Consider the following 18,992-nt stretch of genomic DNA (forward strand, 5'->3'; position numbering starts at 1 on the left):
TTCGTACCCTTATCACGGTTGTTGCCCTTTTAATGAGTATTCTTCGCACTTACCGGCTGGCTGGGCGCGACCCGCCCGGCCGCCTCGTGCAACAGCCGTTCGATCTGGTCCACGCCGGCGGGCAGCGCCATCTCCCGCAGGTACGCGGCCCGCCCTCGACGCCCCATCTCGGTACGGGTCGGCGGCGGAATGGTGGCGGCCAACCAGAACCGGTCGGCCAGCGCCGCCCAGTCCTCCGGCGGGCAGGACAACCCGGCCCGCGCCCGCTCGACCAGCTCGGCGGTGTCCCCACCGGCCGACGCGATCACCGGCGCGGCACAGGAGAGCGCGGCCTGGAGCTTGCCGGGCACGGTGCCGCGCAGCTCCGGAAGGTCACGCAACATGACCAGCTGGTAGTCGGCGGCGGCGTACAGCTCGGGCATGTCGACCGGCGAGCGCCGCTCCAGGAAGCGCACGTTCTCCGCACCCAGCTCGGCGGCGAGCCCCCGCACCCGCCGCTCCTGCGCACCCGAACCGACCAGGACCAGATCCATCGTCCGGTCCAGCGCCGCGGCCGCCCGGACCGCCGTTTCCAACCCCTGCCGCGCCCCGATGGTCCCGGCGTGCATCACCACGCACCGACCGTCGCGGCGGACCAGTTGGCGGGCCGCCGCGCCGGGCGTCGCCGGATGGAAGATCCGCTCGTCGGTCCAGTTCAGCACCATCCGGACCCGGTCCGGGTCGGCGCCGGCGGCGACCACCAGGTCCCGCATCGACGGCGCGGCGACCGCGATGCGCGCCGCGGTCCGGTAGACCCGGGTCATCGTGGCGCCCAGCCGCGCCGCCCAGCGCCCCTCGCCCCGCTCGTCGACGCCGTCGCGAGCCCAGACGTCCTGCACGTGCAGCACCGCCGGCACCCGGCCCAGCAACCGGAGCACCCCGGCGGCGGCGAACGTCGTCGCCGGCAGCTGGAAGACGTAGAGCGCGTCGATGTCGCCGAGGAACCGGCGGGCGACCAGGCCCGCGCTGCCGGCGAAGGAGAGGTAGCTGGCCATCCGGCCCCCGACCGACGCGGCGCCCCCTGGGTAGCGGGGCACCCGTCGGACACTGAGCCGTTGGCTGTGCGTCTCGTGGTACCACCGCTGCCGCCAGCCCGGATAGACGTGCCCGCCGGGGTAGTCCGGAAAGCCGGTCAGGACCCGTACCTCGTGCCCCCGCGCGGCCAACTCCTCGGCGAGGCTCCCAGGGATGAACGCCGGCTCGGGCGGAAAGTGGTACGACAGGATGCCGATCTTCACCGGTTCACCCCCGTCCGCGGCGGATCGACGTCGGCCGGCGCGGCAGCACAGCCGGTGGGCGTGCGGCCCGCGTACGATGCCGACAACCCCTCCTTGCGCGGCCACCGACGTCGACGCACCGCCCTCGCGGTGTGCGCGCCCGCGTCCGCACCGATGAGAGGGGCACCGATGCCTGATCGCGTGTTGTTCGTCTGCCACGCCAACCTGTGCCGGTCGCCAATGGCCGAGTACCTGGCCCGTCGGCTGCTGACCGACCGACCCGTCGAGGTGGCCAGCGCCGGCACCGACGCGATCGACGGGTTGGCCATGCACCCGTACGCCATGGAGGTCGCGACCGAGAGCGGCGCGGACCCGGCGGCGTTCCGGACCCGGGTGCTGCGCCCCGAGTACCTGGTCGACGCGACGCTCGTGCTGACCGCGACCCGGCGCCAACGCTCGGTCTGCACCGCGTTGGCGCCGGGAGCGCTGCACCGGACGTTCACGCTGCGCCAGTTCGGACGGCTGGCCGCCGCGGCCGAGCCGCCCGCCGGGTCGGCCGACGACCCGCTGCGGGCGGCGATCGCCGCCGCCGCCCAGGCCCGGGGCCGGCTGCAACCGGCCGCCCCGGACGCGGACGACCTTCGGGACCCGATCGGCGGCACCGCCGCCGACTTCCGACTCTGCGCCGAGGAGATCGAACGGTCGCTGCGACCCCTCGCCGCGCTCATCGGGGCAGCCGGGTGAGTTCCTGGGTGTGGTCGGCGACGCCGTTGACCCCGGTGATGGTCTCGCTGTGCCGGCCGGACGCGGCCCGGTCGGCCGGCACCGAGGCTCCGGTCGCCGAGGCGACCACCCGGTAGGCCTCGTACTGGTAAGCCTCAGCCTTGGCCACCTTGGCCATGTTCAGCACACAGCCGAGCAGCCGGACCGAAACCGAGTGCAGTGACCGGGCCGCCGCGGCGACCTGGGTGCGTGAGGTACGGCCCTGCTGGGTCACCAACAGCGCGCCATCGGCCTGCACGGCCACCACCACGCCGTCGGTCACGGCGAGCAGCGGCGCGGTGTCGATGATCACGATGTCCGCCGACTCGCGCAGCGCCAGCAGCAGGTCCGACATGGCCTTCGAGCCGAGCAGCTCGCTCGGGTTCGGCGGGGCGGACCCGCTGGGCAGCACCAACAGCGACTTGTCTCCCCAGCGCTGCACGACGTCGCCCACCTTCACGTCGCCCACCAGCACGTCGGTGAGGCCGACGCCGGCGTCGAGGCCCAGGTAGTCGTCGACCTTCGGTCGGCGCAGATCCGCGTCGACCAGCAGCACCCGCCAGCCCGCCTCGGCCAGCGCGATGGCCAGGTTGCAGGAGAGCGTGGTCTTGCCCTCGCCCTGCAGGGCGCTGGTCACCGCGATGACCCGGGCCGGCTCGTGGACGTCCACGAAACGCAGGTTGGTGCGCAGCTTGCGGACCGCCTCGGCCCGCGCCGAGGTCGCGGCGTCGCCCACGATGAGCGGGGCGCTGCGGGCGTTGGCCTCGAACGGGATCTCACCGAGCAGCGGGCTGCCGGTGGCGCGTTGCAGTCCGGCGGCGTCGCGCAGTCGGACGTCGGCGACGCCGCGCAGGATCGCCAGGCCGATGCCGAGGATCAGGCCGATCAGACCACCGAGGGTGAGGTTGCGCACCGGTTGCGGCGAGACGGGGTTGGCGCTGACCCGCGGGCCACTCACCACCTCGATCTTGATGGGTGCCTTGCCCTCCGGCGTCGTCTCGACCTTCTGGACGAGTTCGACGAACTTGCTGGCGAGGCTCTCCGTCACCCGCAACGCGCGGGTCTGGTCGGTGTCGGTGACCGATGCCCGCAGCAGGACGGTGCCGGTCTCGGTGGAGGTGCTCACCCGGCGCTGCACCTCGTCGGCGGTGAGGCCGACCGGAGTTTCGGCCACCACGCTCTGCGCCAGCCGGTCGCTGCTGAGCAGGTCGGCGTACGACTTGACGCGCTGTTGCAGGAAGAGCCCGCCCTGGTAGGCGTCGGTGACGCCCGAGTTGGGGGTCGTGACGAAGAAGGTCACCGAGGCGACGTACCGGGGTTGGGCCCGTACGGTCACGAACGCCGAGACGCCGAGGGCCACCATGACCGTGACCAGTGCGACCCACCAGTGCCGACGCACGTGGCGCAATTGGCGGAGCAGGTCCATCAGGAGCGCCTCCGTGTCGGTCCGGTTACGCCAAAGAACTTCACGAAAACCCCCAAGGTCGTCTCTAAACTCGTGAAACCATTAAAGCGGCTCATACGCCTTATGTCCGGAGTTATGCATTTTCCGGTGACGTGATGCGCGCCCGCTTGACCAACCCGACAAACACCCATTCGGCAGCGGCGACAACCGGGAAAAAGTCGCCGGGCCGATCGGACGGCAGCCGTTCGGCCCGGCCGTCGCCCCGCCCGAGGCGCCGGATAGGGTTGACAACGGTGTGCCGGGAAGCCTGGTCGGCGAGTGGATTTTTGCCGTCCCGACTCCCCTAGGTGAGCCCGCAGATGACCTCCCACACCCCGCCATCGGGGCCACGCCCGCCGAAGACCCGGCTGTTCTCCCGGTCGTCCTGGCCGGAGGCCCGGCACCTGGCCGACGTGCTCCGCACCGAAACCGTCGGTGGCGCGCTGCTGCTGGCCGGCGCCGTGCTCGCGCTGATCTGGGCCAACTCCCCGTGGTCCGACTCGTACACCCGGCTCAGCCATGCCGTGCCCTGGCCGGGCGCCCCCTGGCACCTCGACCTGGACGTGGCCACCTGGGCGGCGGACGGCCTGCTGGCCATCTTCTTCTTCGTGGTGGGCCTGGAACTCAAACGGGAGTTCGTCGCCGGGGAACTGCGCGACCCGCGCCGGGCCGCGCTGCCGGTGGCGGCCGCACTCGGCGGAATGCTGCTGCCGGCGCTGATCTACGTGGCGGTGGTGCTGAGCGCGGGCGGCGACGGCCTGCGCGGATGGGCCATTCCGACCGCCACCGACATCGCTTTCGCGCTCGCCGTGCTCGCCGTGGTCAGCTCACATCTGCCGCAGGGCCTGCGCGCATTCCTGCTCACCCTCGCGGTGGTCGACGACCTGTTCGCGATCACCATCATCGCGATCTTCTACACCGCCGACTTCCAACCTCTCGCGCTGCTCGCCGCGTTGGCGCCGATCGCGCTCTTCGCGGTGCTGGTGCAGCGGGGGCGTACCTGGTGGTGGGCACTGATCCCCCTCGCGGTCGCCGCCTGGACCCTGATGCACGCCTCGGGCGTGCACGCCACGGTGGCCGGCGTCCTGCTCGGCTTCACCGTCCCGGTGCTCGCCCGCCGACCGCGCGGCGGCGGCCAGCCGGCCACCGCCGACGCGGGAGCGGACCAGGGTGGCCTCGCCGCGCGCCTGGAGCATCGCTGGCGGCCGGTGTCGGCCGGCCTCGCGGTGCCGATCTTCGCCCTGTTCGCCGCCGGTGTCACAGTGCGCGGCACCGACCTGGGTGCCCTGTTGCGCGACCCGATCGTGATCGCCATCGTCGCCGGGCTGGTGTTCGGCAAGAGCATCGGCATCTTCGGGTCGACGTACCTGCTGGCCCGGTTCACCCGCGCCGAACTCGACGAGGACATCACCTGGACCGACCTGCTCGGGATCGCCCTGCTGGCCGGCGTCGGGTTCACCGTCTCGCTGCTCATCGGCGACCTGGCCTTCGGGGCGGGCAGCACCGCCGACGACCGGGTCAAGGTCGCCGTACTGCTCGGCTCGGTGATCTCCGCCGGGCTGGCCGCCACGGTGCTCAGCCGCCGCAACGCGACGTACCGGAGGGTGGCGCAACGCGAGCGGATGGACGCCGACGGGGATGGCGTACCCGACGTCTACCAGCACCCCGACGCCCACTGAACCGCCCGCCCCGGGGTGCGCACGGCGCGGCCTGACGAGCATGGGCTCGTCGCCGCGCCGGCGGCCCGGGGCCGGCGCTCAGTGGCGACGGTCGGCGGGGGGCAGGTCCTCGGTCTCCTCGGCCAACGCTTCGGCGGTCGGCCCGGTGAGGTCGTCGCCCGGCACCGCCACCGCCTCGGCGCGGTCCTGCTCGTCGGGCTTCCCGCCGGGCTGCGGCTCCGGAGCGGTGGCACCGCCGGCGAAGCCGTACTCGTTCGGTTCGTCGTGCCGACCCATCTGGTCATCCTCCCGATTTACCGATTTCACCTGTCGACGCCAACGGTAGGTGGTGATCGTCGTCGGCGCAGCGGGCCGGGGATTGTCGGCCGGACCACGGTGCTGGCCTGCTCAGCGCCGCCCCGAGCAGCTGACGCAGGGCGATGATCGCCACCGCGCCGGCCAGCCCGTTCCAACCCGGATCACCGGCGAGCCGCAGCAGGCCGGCCGCGGTGAGCAGGTCCAGCAGGACGCGCACGCCGCTGCGCAGCGCGCGGGCGCTGAGCGCGGTGACCACGCCAGCGACCAGCGCCAGCGCGGTGACCGCTGTGACCAGGACGCCCGTCACCGCCGCTGCTCGCCCTCAGCCACCTGACGCTGCTCCTGGCGGATCTCCCGGCCCAGGAAGTAGTTCAACGCCGTTCGGATCGTCGCGATCGCGGCCAGTTGGCCGATCTGCGCGAACGACGGGGACACCGCCGTGCGCAGCACGTCGGCCGCCAGCTGGAACTCCAGGCCGAGGGTCAGAAACCGACCCAGCGAGAGTCGGATCGGCGTGAAGCGGGCGGCGGTGCGGTGTCGCAGCCCCTCGACCACGAACCGCACCGCCGCCCACACCGCGCCAACGAAGATCACCAGCGCGCCGGCCACCTCCACCACCGCAACCAGCACCTGGTCGCCCTGGCGCAACAACTCGGCCGGGTCCACCCCGGGCCGTTACCCGCCCACGGGGCAGCTAGTCGGCGCTCAGGTCAGCTCGTTCACCGCCTCCAGGATCAGCCAGAGACCGGAGATGGCGAAGAGGATCGCGGCGCCGTACTTGATGGTCTTCTCCGGCAGCCGCCGACCGAGCATCCGGCCGACCAGGATGGCCAGCGCGTCCGCGGCCACCATGCCGATCGTCGAGCCGAGCCAGACACCGAACCAGCCGTACTTGGTGGCGAGCGTGATCGTGGCCAGCATCGTCTTGTCGCCCAGCTCGGCGAGGAAGAACGCCACCGACACCGCCACCAGCGCGGTCTTGTTGGTCTTCTCGGCCTTGCGCTTCTCCTCCTCGGTGAGCTTGTCCCCGCGTAGCGTCCACGCACCGAACCCGAGGAACGCCACGCCGGCCACCAGGGAGATCCACTCGGTGGGCAGCACCGCCCCGAGACCCGCGCCGATGGCGACCGACGCCAGGTGCACCACAGCTGTCGCCACCGTGATGCCGATCAGCACCGGGATCGGTTTGAACCGCGTGGCGAAGGTCAGCGCCATCAGCTGGGACTTGTCCCCCAGCTCGGCGACGAAGATGACGCCGAAGCTGACGACCAGCGCGGCGAAGAATCCCTCCATGACGTCCTTCCCGTTCACGCCGGGAGGAGGTACAGGGGCGCCCTCGACCCGGCTGCAACAGCCTGAGTCGAAGGTCTCGCCCGCCCCGGGAGAACCGGGGCCGCGTGGCCGGATGCAGAACGCACCAGTATGTCGACCACGACATTGGGGGCTACTCCCCTTCGCGTGGTCAGCCTAGCGGATCACCCTCCGGCCCGACCGGGTCGGGTGAACAGGCTCACCGCGCCCGCGCCAGCGTGACGCCGAAGAGCGCGTCCGGGTCGGTCCAGAACTCCGCCGTGCCGAAGCCGGCCGCGGTCAACTCGGCGGCGATCCCCTCCCGGCGGAACTTCGCCGAGACCTCGGTCCGCAGCTCCTCCCCCGCCGCGAAGTCGACGGTCAGCCCCAGCACCCGCACGCTCATCGGCCGGGTCGCCCGCAACCGCATCTCGATCCACTCATTGTCGGAATCCCAGACCGCGACGTGCTCGAACGCGCCCGGGTCGAAGTCGGCGCCCAACTCGCGGTTGATCACGTGCAGCACGTTGCGGTTGAACTCGGCGGTGACCCCGGCGGCGTCGTCGTACGCCGGCACGATCACCGACGGGTCCTTCACCAGGTCCGTACCGAGCAACAGCCAGTCGCCGACCTCCAGCGCCGCGCGCATCGCCGTGAGGAACTCGGCCCGCTCGGCGGGCAACAGGTTGCCGATGGTGCCGCCGAGGAACACCACCAACCGCCGACCGCCGGTGGGCAGCCGGTCCAGTTGCCGGGTGAAGTCCCCGACGATGCCCCGGACCCGCAGGCGGGGATAGTCGGCGGCGATCTCGGCGGTGGACCCGCGCAGGGCACTGACCGACACGTCCAGCGGAACGAACGTGCCCAGCCCACCCTGGCGGGTGAACGCGTCCAACAGCAGCCGGGTCTTCTCCGACGAACCGGAACCCAACTCGATGAGCGTCTTCGCCCCGGTCAGCGCCGCGATGTCGGCAGCGTGCGCGGCCAGCACCGCCCGCTCGGCCCGGGTCGGGTAGTACTCCGGAAGTCGGGTGATCTCCTCGAACAGCTCGCTCCCCCGCGCGTCGTAGAACCACTTCGGCGGCAGCCACTTCCTCCCGGCGCTCAGCCCGGCCCGAACGTCGTCACGCAGGCCGCGCTCCAGGTCACCCTCTTCCAGGTAGATCTCCAGGGGTTCGGCTGTCATCGGTTCGCTCCTCTGCTCGATCAACCGTTGCGTGTGTGCCCGGCGCGGCGCACCGCAGCCGGCAGTGGACGTACCCGCACCTCGCCCGCGGTGGCGACGACGAGGTGCCCCTCCGGCACCGGCCGCCACCCGGGATCGTCGTCATGCGGCTCCGAGGCGAGCAGCACCGAACCCGGCGACTCGCGGACCGACAACGCGTGCCCCGCCACGCTGGCCACCACCCGGTGCCCGTCGGTGAGCAGCAGGTTGAGCCGCGACCCGGCAGCGGCGGCGGCGACGTCGGTCACCGTCCGCCCGACCGCCTCGACCGGGTCGACGCCGGCGCGCAACCGATGCCGCACCAACGCCCAGAGCAGCGCCGAGTCGGTGGCCGCGTCCAGGGTGAGCAGGTCACGCACCGGCAGACCGGTGGCGAGCGGCACCACGCTGTCCGGCCAGCCGCGGACCACACCGTTGTGGCTGAACAGCCAGCGCCCCTCGGCGAACGGCGCCGCCGCGCCGTCGAGCACCGCCATCCCCACCGTGGCCGAGCGCACCGCCGCCAGCACCGCGCCGCTGCGCGTCACCGCGGCCAGCTGCGCGATGGTCGGGTCGCTCCAGATCGGCTGCGCCCGCCGGTACCGCACCGGCTCACCCTCACCCGGATACCAGCCGACACCGAACCCGTCGGCGTTGATCGTGCCGCCGCCGCGCATGTCGCGCGGCGCCCAGGACTGCCGCACCAACGAGTACGGCGGCTCGAACAACAGCTCGGCGAGGGTCACCGGCGGCCCCAGGTAGGCCAGGTGGCGGCACATCAGCGCCCACGGCCCGCCGCCGGGCCACCGGTCGTGCGGCCACTCACCGGTACGACTCGTCCGGTCGCACGTCCCGGGCGCAGCGGAAACCGCTGAAGATCTGCCGGCGGATCGGATAGTCCCAGTTGCGGAAGGTGCCCCGACAGGCAGAGCGGTCGGTGCCGAACGAGCCACCGCGCAACACCCGGTAGTCGTCGCCGAAGAAGACCTCCGAGTACTCGCGGTACGGAAACGCGGTGAACCCCGGGTGCCCGTCGAACGTCGTCGAGGTCCACTCCCACACATCGCCGATGAGTTGGTGCACACCCAACGGCGACGCACCCGCCGGGTACGCGCCCACCGGCGCCGGCCACAGATGACGCTGGTCGAGGTTGGCGTGCACCTGGGTCGGGTCGTCGTCCCCCCAGGGGTAACGACGGGACCGCCCGGTCGCCGGATCCCACCGGGCGGCCTTCTCCCACTCCGCCTCGGTCGGCAACCGCTTGCCGGCCCACGCCGCGTACGCCTGCGCCTCGTACCAGCACACATGCACCACCGGCTCATCGGCGCGAACCCGATCCCACCGACCGAAGCGCCGGTACGACCAGTCGTCACCGTCGCGGCGCCAGTGCATCGGCGCGCTGAGCTGCTCGCGAACCCGATGCTCCCAACCCGCCGGGCTCCACCAACGCCGCTCGGTGTAGCCGCCGTCGGCGATGAAGGCCGCGTACTGGCCGTTGGTCACCGGCGCGGCGTCGATGGCGTACGCCGGGAGGTCCACCCGGTGCGCCGGGCGCTCGTTGTCCAACGCCCACGGATCAGTGTCGGTGCCCATGATGAACTCACCGGCCGGCACCAGCACCTCCCCGCCGACCCGCGCCGACGGCTCCGGCGGCGGCGGAGCGTGCAGCACCGCCGGCCCCGAACGCAGCTGGTGGGTGGCGAGCATGGTCTCGTCGTGCTGCTGCTCGTGCTGCACGATCATGCCGAACGCGAAGCCGTCGGCGACCAGCGGCCGCTCGGTGAAGGCCACCGCGTCGAGCAGGTCGTGCACCTTGTCCCGAACGGTGGCCAGATAGGCGCGCGCCTCCGCGGGCGGCAACAGGGGCAACGCGGGGCGGTCCCGACGTGGCTGCTTGAACGCGTCGTACAACTCGTCGATGTCACACCGGACCGGCTCCCGGCCCCCGACGTCCCGGACCAACCAGAGCTCCTCCTGGTTACCCACGTGGGCCAGGTCCCAGACCAGCGGCGACATCAGCGGTGAGTGCTGGTGCATCAGGTCGCCGTCGTCGACCACCTCGGTCAACAAGGTGGTACGGGCACGCGCCCGCGCCAACTCCGCCGCGATGCGGTCGCGCAACCGCTCCCCGTGAACACCGCCCTCCGTTCGCGACTGCGAGGCTCGCAACCCCGGCTCACTCCTCGCGCTCACCGAGCCGCCCTCCGTTCGCGACTGCGAGGCTCGCAACCCCGGCTCACTCCTCGCGCTCACTGGTCTCTCCTCTCTGCGGCGGCCAGCCGTCGGCGTACCCCTTGTTGGATCTCGTCGTGGGTGCTGGCCGGCAGCTCCAGTCGGGGTAGGGCGGTCAGGGCCAGGTCGAGCAGGGCCGCCGCGACGGCGGCCAGCGCCGGGTCGGCCAGACCGTGCCGGGCGGCCGCCGACCAGCGGTGCGCCACCGGCATGGCGATCGCGGACGCCTCGCGCACGGTGCCCGGGTCGTCGAACAGGGCGGTCAGCACCGCCAACGGCAGCCGCCAGTCCCGGTCGGGCTGGGCGTCCAGGTAGCGCAACTCCAGGTAGCCGCGCGGCCGCACCGGCGGGAAGAGCGTGCTGACGTGGTAGTCGAGGTCATCGGTGGTGGGCGACTGCGGCAACGCGCCGTCGAGCCAGTCGGCGAACGTCACGCCGGGCGGCGCGGCCCAGTCGGCGTCACGCCGGCGCAGGCACAGCAGCGGCGCGGCGAGCACATAGCTGACCCAGGCGTCGATCGGATCGTCAGCGGCGCCGGCGGGTGACCAGACCGGGCGGGTCCGGGCCGGGTCGATGGCCAGCCAGGCGGCCATCCGGGCGGACGCCCAACCGGTGCGCCGCCCGGCGTGTCGGGCGGCGGAGGCGAACGCCGCGAGCAGTGGCGGCCCGACCGCGTGGGCCGCTGCCCAGCGGTCACCGACCTGGTCCGCCTCACCGGCGTCGAGGCAGACCTGCAGGCCGGCGGTGCTGTACATCATCGTGCGGCCGGCCGGGCCACGACGGTCGAAGGTGTCGCGCATCGCGCGGTAGCGGGGGGTTTCCACCACCGGGCGGGGCCGTCGGTGGGGATCGATGCCGCTGCGGCCCAGGATCAGCCCGGCGGCGGCCAGCAGGTCGGTGACCTGGGCGATATCGGCCTCGGTGGCGCTGATCAGCGCGGCGACCGAGGGGCGGGGCGGGGTGGAGATCTCCAACTGGCCACCCGGCTCCAGGGTGACGGTGCCGCCGTTTCGCAGCGGCTCGGCCGGGCTGCCGGCATCCAGCGTGGTGGGGGTGTGCCGCCCCAACGCCGTCCGCAGCCGCGTCGCGTCGACGGGGCGGGCGGGATCGGCGGCGTCGTGCACGGTCCATTCCAGTTCGACGCCGGTGTGGGTGGGCGGCCCGGTCTTGAAACAGATCCGGACGAGGTGTCGGACCGCGGCTGCGGAATCGCGCAGGATGATGCTGCGGTCCAGGTCGGGTGACGTCACCACGGGTCGGACCCCCTCTCCGTGTGCCGGTTTCGGGACTTCGCGCCACCGTAAACCCACCCACCGACACCGTCGGTGGGTGTGCGTGCCGCCAATCTCTGTCTAACAGACGAATTTCCGGCGCAGGGCGGAACCAAACCGTCTCGGCCGCCTACCGTTCAGCCGTCGGTGGGATGGCCTGGCCGCGGTGGTGACGGTGGGGCTTTCGCCGCCGGGGACGGCTTGCTCTTCGCCGACTCGGACGGGGTGACCTTCGCCGACTCGGACGGCTTCGTCTCCGGCACCAGGCGCTGGCAGTACGCCTCGACGTCGGCGGGGCCGCCCGCGGCGGTCACCAACGGGTGGAAGGCCGGCGAGCGCAGTGCCCTCTCCCGCTGGTCGGGCTTCTTGGCCCGCCACGCACGGCACAGTCCGGGCAGCTGGTTGGCGAGGGCGGGACTGGCCGATGGCGTGGCGGTGACGGACGACGACGTGCCCGGCGACGGGACACCCGGGGCCACCGACCGACCGGACTCGGCCGACCGGGACGTGCCCGGCTGCGGCGACGGTGACGAGCCCGACGGGGCCGGCGCGACGGGGTCCGGTGCCCGGTCCCGGGTGACCGCGGCGAAGGCGGCCCCCGCGGTGGCGGTGGCGGCCACCGCGCCGATCCAGGCCACCACGCCGGTCCGGATCCGACGACGACGGGTCGGCTGCGGCGCGACTGAGGCCGGGTTGGCCCGGGCGGCCCGGAACGCGGCCAGCGCGGCCTCCTCCCCGGCCAGCTCGCCCGCACGGACCGGCCCGGCAGCAGCGGCGAGCAACGCGGCCACCGGCTCGGCCGGGGGCACGTTCGGGCCGGTGGCGTACGCCTCCGGCGCGGTCGCGTCCGCGGGCGTGGCGGCGTGACGCTGGGCCGGCGCGGTGGCCAGCCGGGCGCGGGCCGCGTCGAGCAGCCGCTCGGCGTCGGCGTGGTCGGCCCGCCGGAACGGGTTCATCGGGAGTCCCCTCACGTCAGCCGTCCGCCGGTTCGGCCTGCGGTGCCCGCCGGGCGGGGCCGCTGCCCGCACGCGGCGGCGTCCCCTCGCTCGCGACCGGCGACCCGGTCGGGCTCTGCCGCTCCAACAGCACCGCCAGCCGTCGTAGACCCCGGTGAGCGGCGGTGCGTACGGCACCGGCGCGGCGGCCCAGCACCCGGCCGGCGGATCCCGCGTCCAGGCCGATCACGGCCCGCAACAGGACCGCTTCGGCCTCCCGGGGCGGCAGGGTGGCGATCAGCGCGAGCGCGGTCTCGGTACCGATCGTCTCGCTGGCTCGCTCGGCGGTGTCCGCGTCGCTGGCCAGATCGACGAGCGACTGCACCGGGACCGGGAGCGAGGGGCGGCGGCGCATCCGGCGGAGATGATCCATGGCGCGGTTACGGGCGATGGTGACCGTCCAGGCCCGGAACTCACCCCCGGTGAAGCCGGGCAGGTCACGGGAGACCTGCAGCCACGTCTCGGAGGCGACGTCCTCGGCGTCGGCCCCGACGATGGCGGTCAGGTACCGCAGCAGCCCGGGCTGGAGGCTGCGGTAGAGGAAGCGGAACGCCTCTTCGTCTCCGGCCTGCGCGGCGCTCACCACCTCCGACAGATCGTCGGTCATCCGCGGCCCACGTATCGCCCGGGGCGGCCCCGCCCGACCAACGGCACCGGGGCACGGCACGGGGTACGAGTCGTCCGCCCGTTCAACACCACGCCCGCACCGCCCTCCGCCGCTCTCGTTGTGCCCGCGACCACGATTGTCGGGGCGGCGTGTTTGGGGCCGACGCCAGGGGGTCGATCGGCGCGCTGCCCGCCGAGGTAGCCGGGAGGGCCCGAGCCGGGGCTAACGCTAGGAGGGGGCCCACGACGCGACAAGTCGGCGTCGTGTCACGGAAGAGTGACAATTCTCAGCCCTGCCGGGCGGCGCGTCGCGGTAACGGCCGGTGAGCAGGGAACACGAACCGCGTTCGGAGGCGGTTTCTTGCCACCGCTGAGGGCTTGAACGACGGAATTTGTCGCTTTTCGTGACACCGCATATCCGCTGCGTCACCAAGGGTGAGCGTCCACACAGGTCACAGCGAATCAGCCAACCTGAACCAGCCGCACGGCGGCCCTGCCACGGCGCGCCGGCCCGAGCCGCGCTAGGTACGGTAAGGCGGTGTTGTCATCGGAGGTCGTGCTCAGCGGTCGCTACCGCTTGGACGAACGTGTCGCCACGGGCGGCATGGGCGACGTTTGGCGTGCCTCCGACCTGATCCTCGGCCGACAGGTCGCGGTCAAGGTTCTGCTCCCCGCGCTGGTCTCCGACCCGGACTTCATCGCCCGGTTCCGCGCCGAGGCCCGGATCATGGCGGCGCTGCGGCACCCCGGCATCGTGCAGGTCTTCGACTGCGGCGCGGACGACCTGCCCGACGGCGGCCGGGCGGACTACCTCGTCATGGAGTTCGTCGCCGGTGAGCCCCTGTCCAAGCGGATCGAGGCGGCCGGGCGGCTCGACGTGGCCGAGACGATGTCGATCGTGGCCCAGGCGGCGGCAGCGCTCAACGCGGCCCATCGCGGCGGCATCGTGCACCGCGACGTCAAGCCCAGCAACCTGCTGGTGCAGGAGGACGGCACCGTCGTCCTGGTCGACTTCGGCGTGGCCCGCTCCACCGACATCACCAGCATCACCAGCACCAACGCGGTGCCGGGCACCGCCCTCTACATGGCTCCCGAGCAGGCGGCCGGTCGGCCGGTCAGCGGCGCCACCGACATCTACGCCCTGGGCGCGGTCACCTACTGCTGCCTCACCGGCAGTCCGCCGTTCACCGGCGACAACCCCCTGCAGGTCGCCGTCCGACACCTGGACGACGAGCCGCCGGAGCTGCCGCACGACATCCCGGAGGCGGTCCGCGCCCTGGTGTCGCGGGCCCTGGCCAAGGATCCGCTGGAGCGGTTCACCAGCGGCGCGGCGATGGCCGAGGCCGCTCGGACGGCGGTCACCGACGGCGAGCCACCGACGGCGATGGCCACCCCTGTCGCGCTGCGCAACGCCGGGCCGGGCACCCGCACCGACGTGCCGGTGGGCGCGGCGGTGGCGAACGGGTCACGGGCGGCGCGCCGGCGGGGCCCGCTGGTCGGTGCGGCCGCGGCCATGCTCGTCGCGCTGGTCGGGCTCGGCGCGGCACTGGCCGCGCAGCGCCACGCGGGCGAGGATCCGGCGGTCCATCTGCCGACCACCGCGCCGACGGTCGCGCCGAGCGGTCCCGTGGACCTGCCCGCGGCCAACGAACAGATCACCAGCGTCGACCCAGGCCGGCCCGACCGCACGCGGGCACCCAACAACCCGCCGTCGGTTTCGGTCTCGGCCACGCCGAGCCTGGAGCCGAGCCAGACCGCCACTTCGCCGACGCCGACGGCGGTCGTCACCAGCGCACCACCGACCAGCGCACCACCGACCAGCCTGCCACCGACCGATCCGACGCCGCCGACCACGCCGCCCACGACCACGAGCGCGCCGGCCGATCCGGAGGTGCCGGCCGGCGGCTGAGCCACGCGCCGTCGACGTCCCCACAGTCCCACCGGCACCCATATCCCCAAAACGGACTTACGTCACCGAAGACGCCTCTAGGCTCTCAGCAGGCCATTTACACCATCTGCTGCGGGAGCCTGGGTGAGCGCTGAAAAGCTGGTCGTCATCGGTCAGGGGTATGTGGGACTGCCACTGGCCATGCGGGCCGTCGAGGCGGGGCTCGACGTGGTCGGGCTGGACGTCGACGCCGACCGGGTCAAGCGCCTCGCCTCCGGCGAGTCGTTCGTCGAGGACATCCCGGCCGACCGGCTGGGCCGGGCGTTGGGCAGCGGTCGCTACCACCCCAGCACCGAGTACACCGACGCCGACGGGTTCGACATCTGCGTCATCACGGTGCCGACCCCGCTGCGCGACGGCACCCCCGACCTGAGCTTCGTCGAGCAGGCCGGCATCGGCATCGGCCCGTACGTACGCCCGGGCTGCACGGTGATCCTGGAATCGACCACGTACCCCGGCACCACGGAGGAGCTGCTGCGCCCGCTGCTGGAGTCGGCCAGCGGGCTGACCAGCCCCGGCGACTTCCACCTGGGCTACAGCCCGGAGCGGATCGACCCGGGCAACCCGACCTGGCGCCTGGAGAACACCCCGAAGGTGGTCTCCGGTGTGGACCGGGCGTCGCTGGCCCGGGTGGACGAGTTCTACCGGCGCCTCGTGGAACGCACCGTGCCGGTGGACTCCACCCGCGTCGCCGAGCTGACCAAGCTGATCGAGAACACCTTCCGCCAGGTCAACATCGCGCTGATCAACGAGCTGACCATGCTCTCGCACCACCTCGACATCGACGTCTGGGAGGCGATCGACGCGGCCTCGACCAAGCCGTTCGGTTTCCTGCCGTTCCGGCCCGGCCCCGGCGTCGGGGGGCACTGCCTGCCGATCGACCCGTGCTACCTGTCCTGGCAGGTCAAGCGCCGCCTCGGGCGGCAGTTCCGGTTCATCGAGCTGGCCAACGACGTCAACCACGAGATGCCCGAGCACGTCGCGCAGCGGATCATGGCGGGGCTGAACCGGGACGGTCGGGCCGCCAGAGGCGCCCGGCTGCTGCTGCTCGGTCTGGCCTACAAGAAGAACACCGGCGACATGCGGGACTCCCCGGCCGTCGATGTGGCGCGACGGTTGCAGGCCCTCGGCGCCGAGGTGCACGCCGTCGAGCCGTACGCGGAGGCGCACCAGCTCCCCGCCGGGGTCACCATGGTCGGGCTCACCGAGCGGGAGGTGCGCGCCGCCGACGCGGTGGTGGTGGTCACCGACCATGACATCTTCGACTACGACCTCGTGGTCACGCACGCCCGCTACGTCTTCGACACCCGCAACCGGTGCGTCGGCCCGATGGTCGAGCGCCTGTAGACCCGGCACCGCTGGCCGGTCCCGCCACCGGGGAAGAGGGCGGGGCCGGCCGGCGATGTCCGTCCGGTGCCACTGCCGACAACCCGGCCGGTCACTGGTCGGCGAGCGCCTCGACGACCGGGCGGGACAGCGCCCGGCGGGCCGGCAGCACCGAGGCGAGCAGGGCGGCCAGCACCGCGACGCCGAGGATCAGCCCGAGCTGACCGAACGGCAGCACCACGTGGAAGTCGCCGCCGAGGCGGTCCAGCAGGGCCATCGTGGACGCGCTGACTCCGGTGCCGAGCCCGACGCCGAGCACCGCGCCGACCACCGCCATCAGCACCGCCTCGACGGCGAGCACGGCCCGCATCCGCCCCCGGCTGAGCCCGACGGCCCGCAGCACGGCGTTCTCCCTGGTCCGTTCGAGCACCGACAGGCTCAGCGTGTTCGCGACGCCGACCAGGGCGATCACCACGGCCAGGCCGAGCAGCGCGGTGACGAAGGCGAGCAGCATGTCCACAGTGCCGGTGAGCATCTTCTTGTACGCGCCCTGGTCCATCAGGTTCACCGTCGGGTACCGGCCGAGCACGGCCGTGATCGCCGCACGAGCCCGATCGGCGCTCACCCCGGCGGCGGGGTCGATCTCGGCCAGGTAGCCCCGCTGGGCGGGGAAGAGCGCGGCGAAGTCCTGGTCGGACAGGTCGATGACGTGACCCGCCGGCACCGCACCGCCGGGGGTGTCGTCGGTGACCACGGCGGCCACCCGCATCGACCGGCCCGCGACGGTCACCGGCGAACCGACCTGCCAACCACGGGAGCGCGCCAACTCGCTGTGCACCAGCACCTGCCCCGGACCGACACGGTCGGCGTCGCCGGCCAGCACTCCGCTCAGCGTCCGAGAGACCAGCGCCGGGTGGGCCGCGCGGATCTCGACGTCGTCGACGACGACGCTGCGCTGCTCGTGCACGACCCCCAACTCGGGGCGGGCGATGAGCTCACCGACGAGCGCGGCCGGCAGGTCCTGTCCGATTCCGCTGACCACGAAGTCGGTGCCGATCTGAGCGTCGACGCTGCGTTCGATGCCGTCCTTGGTGCTGCGCGCGCCCACCATGAACGCCGAGACCAGTCCGATCCCGATCACCAGTGCCGTGGCCGCCGCGGCGACCCGCCGTGGATTGCGCACCGTGTTGGCGACCGCCAGCTCACCGGCGGTGCCGAGCACCCGTCGTACCGGCCAGCCGAACACCCGGGCCAGCGCCGGGACGAGCACCGGCCCGAACAGCACGATCCCGAAGAAGCTGAGCACCCCGCCGGCCGCCACCAGCAGCAGCTGCCCGGCGCTGGCGGCACCGGTCAGCGCGGCGACCCCGGCGGCGAGCACCACCGCGCCGGCGGTCAGCCGGAGCCGACCGGCACCCCGGCTGGGCTGCACCGCGGCGTCGGTGAGCGCGGCCACCGGGGCGATCCGCGTTCCCCGCCAGGCCGGGAGCAGGGCGGCGCACACGGTGAGGCCGGTGCCCAGCAGCAGGCCGGTCAGCACCGTCGAACCGGTCACGGTCAGGCCGCCGGTGACCGGTACGTCCAGTCGGGACAGCAGAAGCCGCATCGCACCGGCGAGGGCCACCCCGATCAGCACTCCGAGCGTGGAGGCGACCAACCCCAGCACTGCCGACTCCAGCACTGTGGACCGGAAGACCTGCCCCCGGGTGGCGCCGATCAGGCGCAGCAGCGCGGTGCGCCGGGTGCGCTGTGCCAGCACGATCGCGAAGGTGTTGGCGATCACGAAGCCGGCCACCACGATCGCGACCCCCACGAAGATCAACAGCAGCATGCGGAACTGGTCCACGTTGCGGACCGCCTCCTGCACCGCCTCGTCGAGGATCTGCTGGCGACTCTTCACAGTGGCTTCGGCGCCGACCACGGCGCGTACCCGCTCGGTCAGCGCCGCGACGTCGGCGCCCGGGCGGGCCGCCACCATGACGCGGCCGTAGCCCCGCTCGCCGGTGAGGGCCAGCGCGTCCGGCCCGACCAGGCCGACGAACGGACCGCCGACGTCGCGGGAGGTGCCGGCCACGTCGACGGTGCCGACCAGCGTGTACGGGCGGGCCGCTCCGCCGGTGGCACCGATCCGGACCGTCGCGCCGAGCCCGAAGCCCTGCTCGGCCGCCGTGGGCGCGTCGAGCACCACCTCACCGGCCCGGTCGGGCAACCGGCCGGCCACCACGTCGTACGAGCGCAGCGCGTCCTCGGTGGGGACGGCGACGAGCATGGTGAAGCCGAGCACCGGCCGACCGTCGGCGCCGACGATCCCGGCGGTGTTGGTCAGCTCACCGGCTGCGGCGGCCACCCCGTCGACCGCCCGCACCCGGTCGACCAGGGTCGGGGGCAACACCTCCCGGCCGGTCGAGTAGACACCCAGGTCGGTGTGGCGGTCGAAGGTGCCGGCCCGCTCGTACGCGCCGGTCCGCATCCCGTCGACGAAGATCATCGTGCCGGCGACGAACGCGACGCCGAGCACGACGGCGAGCGCCGAGAGCAGCATGCGCAGCGCCTCGGCACGCAACGAGCGCAGGGTCAGGCGGATCATGCGGGGCTCCCGGTGCGGGTGGCGGATCGGACCCCTCCGACGCTATGGCCGGCACCGCTGGATCGATCTCCACCTGCGCGCTCGACCTGCCTGCG

General features: G+C 73.0%; 17 protein-coding genes. 4 read left to right on the plus strand and 13 right to left on the minus strand.

Features of this window, described 5'->3' with window-relative positions; translation table 11 throughout:
• Positions 1 to 29: 29 nt before the first annotated feature.
• Positions 30 to 1,277 carry a glycosyltransferase family 4 protein gene (locus ACX27O_RS10255; protein ID WP_458939336.1) on the minus strand — a complete coding sequence of 416 codons (1,248 nt, stop codon included), beginning with the start codon at positions 1,275 to 1,277 and terminating at the stop codon, positions 30 to 32.
• Positions 1,278 to 1,445: 168 nt separating this feature from the next.
• Between ACX27O_RS10255 and ACX27O_RS10260 the strand changes: the two genes are divergently transcribed.
• Positions 1,446 to 2,000, plus strand: coding sequence for an arsenate reductase/protein-tyrosine-phosphatase family protein (locus ACX27O_RS10260; RefSeq protein WP_030338038.1), 555 nt, complete (start codon positions 1,446 to 1,448; stop codon positions 1,998 to 2,000).
• Here ACX27O_RS10260 and ACX27O_RS10265 read toward each other — a convergent pair.
• Positions 1,981 to 3,444, minus strand: a complete 1,464-nt coding sequence (locus tag ACX27O_RS10265) for a tyrosine-protein kinase domain-containing protein (RefSeq protein ID WP_030338039.1) — start codon at positions 3,442 to 3,444, stop codon at positions 1,981 to 1,983. The two genes, ACX27O_RS10260 and ACX27O_RS10265, sit on opposite strands and share 20 nt — an antisense overlap.
• Positions 3,445 to 3,782: 338 nt before the next feature.
• On the opposite strand from ACX27O_RS10265, the gene nhaA reads away from it, so the two are divergent.
• Positions 3,783 to 5,141 (plus strand): Na+/H+ antiporter NhaA, encoded by a 1,359-nt coding sequence (gene nhaA, locus ACX27O_RS10270; RefSeq protein WP_030338040.1) that lies wholly within the window; start codon positions 3,783 to 3,785, stop codon positions 5,139 to 5,141.
• A 78-nt stretch (positions 5,142 to 5,219) separates the two neighbouring features.
• Here nhaA and ACX27O_RS10275 read toward each other — a convergent pair whose 3' ends face one another.
• From ACX27O_RS10275 to ACX27O_RS10320, 10 genes are all read right to left on the minus strand, one after another.
• Entirely contained in the window at positions 5,220 to 5,417 is a 198-nt protein-coding gene (locus ACX27O_RS10275) for a hypothetical protein (protein ID WP_030338041.1), read from the minus strand.
• A 4-nt stretch (positions 5,418 to 5,421) separates the two neighbouring features.
• Positions 5,422 to 5,745 (minus strand): hypothetical protein, encoded by a 324-nt coding sequence (locus tag ACX27O_RS10280; protein ID WP_156058029.1) that lies wholly within the window; start codon positions 5,743 to 5,745, stop codon positions 5,422 to 5,424.
• Positions 5,742 to 6,104, minus strand: coding sequence for a DUF1622 domain-containing protein (locus tag ACX27O_RS10285; RefSeq protein ID WP_051708909.1), 363 nt, complete (start codon positions 6,102 to 6,104; stop codon positions 5,742 to 5,744). The genes ACX27O_RS10280 and ACX27O_RS10285 overlap by 4 nt, the downstream gene beginning before the upstream one ends.
• A gap of 39 nt (positions 6,105 to 6,143) precedes the next feature.
• Positions 6,144 to 6,731 carry a TMEM165/GDT1 family protein gene (locus ACX27O_RS10290; protein ID WP_030338044.1) on the minus strand — a complete coding sequence of 196 codons (588 nt, stop codon included), beginning with the start codon at positions 6,729 to 6,731 and terminating at the stop codon, positions 6,144 to 6,146.
• A 217-nt stretch (positions 6,732 to 6,948) separates the two neighbouring features.
• On the minus strand, positions 6,949 to 7,914 hold the full coding sequence (egtD, locus tag ACX27O_RS10295; RefSeq protein WP_458939337.1) for an L-histidine N(alpha)-methyltransferase: 966 nt from the start codon (positions 7,912 to 7,914) through the stop codon (positions 6,949 to 6,951).
• Positions 7,915 to 7,934: 20 nt separating this feature from the next.
• Positions 7,935 to 8,711, minus strand: a complete 777-nt coding sequence (gene egtC / locus ACX27O_RS10300) for an ergothioneine biosynthesis protein EgtC (RefSeq protein WP_210865861.1) — start codon at positions 8,709 to 8,711, stop codon at positions 7,935 to 7,937.
• A gap of 43 nt (positions 8,712 to 8,754) precedes the next feature.
• Positions 8,755 to 10,101: an ergothioneine biosynthesis protein EgtB gene (gene egtB, locus ACX27O_RS10305; protein WP_458939471.1), complete on the minus strand. Its 1,347-nt coding sequence runs from the start codon at positions 10,099 to 10,101 to the stop codon at positions 8,755 to 8,757.
• Between the two features lie 80 nt (positions 10,102 to 10,181).
• On the minus strand, positions 10,182 to 11,417 hold the full coding sequence (gene egtA / locus ACX27O_RS10310) for an ergothioneine biosynthesis glutamate--cysteine ligase EgtA (RefSeq protein ID WP_210865862.1): 1,236 nt from the start codon (positions 11,415 to 11,417) through the stop codon (positions 10,182 to 10,184).
• A 155-nt stretch (positions 11,418 to 11,572) separates the two neighbouring features.
• Positions 11,573 to 12,391 (minus strand): hypothetical protein, encoded by an 819-nt coding sequence (locus ACX27O_RS10315; RefSeq protein ID WP_458939338.1) that lies wholly within the window; start codon positions 12,389 to 12,391, stop codon positions 11,573 to 11,575.
• Between the two features lie 16 nt (positions 12,392 to 12,407).
• A complete protein-coding gene (locus tag ACX27O_RS10320; RefSeq protein ID WP_210861090.1) occupies positions 12,408 to 13,037 on the minus strand; it encodes an RNA polymerase sigma factor in 630 nt (209 codons plus the stop codon).
• Positions 13,038 to 13,574: 537 nt separating this feature from the next.
• On the opposite strand from ACX27O_RS10320, the gene ACX27O_RS10325 reads away from it, so the two are divergent.
• Positions 13,575 to 14,945: a serine/threonine-protein kinase gene (locus ACX27O_RS10325; RefSeq protein WP_081884236.1), complete on the plus strand. Its 1,371-nt coding sequence runs from the start codon at positions 13,575 to 13,577 to the stop codon at positions 14,943 to 14,945.
• A gap of 123 nt (positions 14,946 to 15,068) precedes the next feature.
• Positions 15,069 to 16,331, plus strand: a complete 1,263-nt coding sequence (locus ACX27O_RS10330) for a nucleotide sugar dehydrogenase (RefSeq protein ID WP_030338052.1) — start codon at positions 15,069 to 15,071, stop codon at positions 16,329 to 16,331.
• 91 nt (positions 16,332 to 16,422) lie between these two features.
• Here ACX27O_RS10330 and ACX27O_RS10335 read toward each other — a convergent pair whose 3' ends face one another.
• Complete coding sequence (locus ACX27O_RS10335; RefSeq protein WP_458939339.1) at positions 16,423 to 18,897, minus strand: ABC transporter permease; 2,475 nt, start codon at positions 18,895 to 18,897, stop codon at positions 16,423 to 16,425.
• Between the last annotated feature and the right edge of the window lie 95 nt (positions 18,898 to 18,992).

Source organism: Micromonospora sp. SD19 (assembly GCF_054462275.1).

Coding starts and splice junctions, on each gene's coding strand:
- egtD (WP_458939337.1), bottom strand. CDS start 7,914: ATGACAGCCGAACCCCTGGAGATCTACCTGGAAGAGGGTGACCTGGAG.
- egtC (WP_210865861.1), bottom strand. CDS start 8,711: ATGTGCCGCCACCTGGCCTACCTGGGGCCGCCGGTGACCCTCGCCGAG.
- ACX27O_RS10275 (WP_030338041.1), bottom strand. CDS start 5,417: ATGGGTCGGCACGACGAACCGAACGAGTACGGCTTCGCCGGCGGTGCC.
- ACX27O_RS10265 (WP_030338039.1), bottom strand. CDS start 3,444: ATGGACCTGCTCCGCCAATTGCGCCACGTGCGTCGGCACTGGTGGGTC.
- ACX27O_RS10320 (WP_210861090.1), bottom strand. CDS start 13,037: ATGACCGACGATCTGTCGGAGGTGGTGAGCGCCGCGCAGGCCGGAGAC.
- nhaA (WP_030338040.1), top strand. CDS start 3,783: ATGACCTCCCACACCCCGCCATCGGGGCCACGCCCGCCGAAGACCCGG.
- ACX27O_RS10260 (WP_030338038.1), top strand. CDS start 1,446: ATGCCTGATCGCGTGTTGTTCGTCTGCCACGCCAACCTGTGCCGGTCG.
- ACX27O_RS10335 (WP_458939339.1), bottom strand. CDS start 18,897: ATGATCCGCCTGACCCTGCGCTCGTTGCGTGCCGAGGCGCTGCGCATG.
- ACX27O_RS10290 (WP_030338044.1), bottom strand. CDS start 6,731: ATGGAGGGATTCTTCGCCGCGCTGGTCGTCAGCTTCGGCGTCATCTTC.
- ACX27O_RS10315 (WP_458939338.1), bottom strand. CDS start 12,391: ATGAACCCGTTCCGGCGGGCCGACCACGCCGACGCCGAGCGGCTGCTC.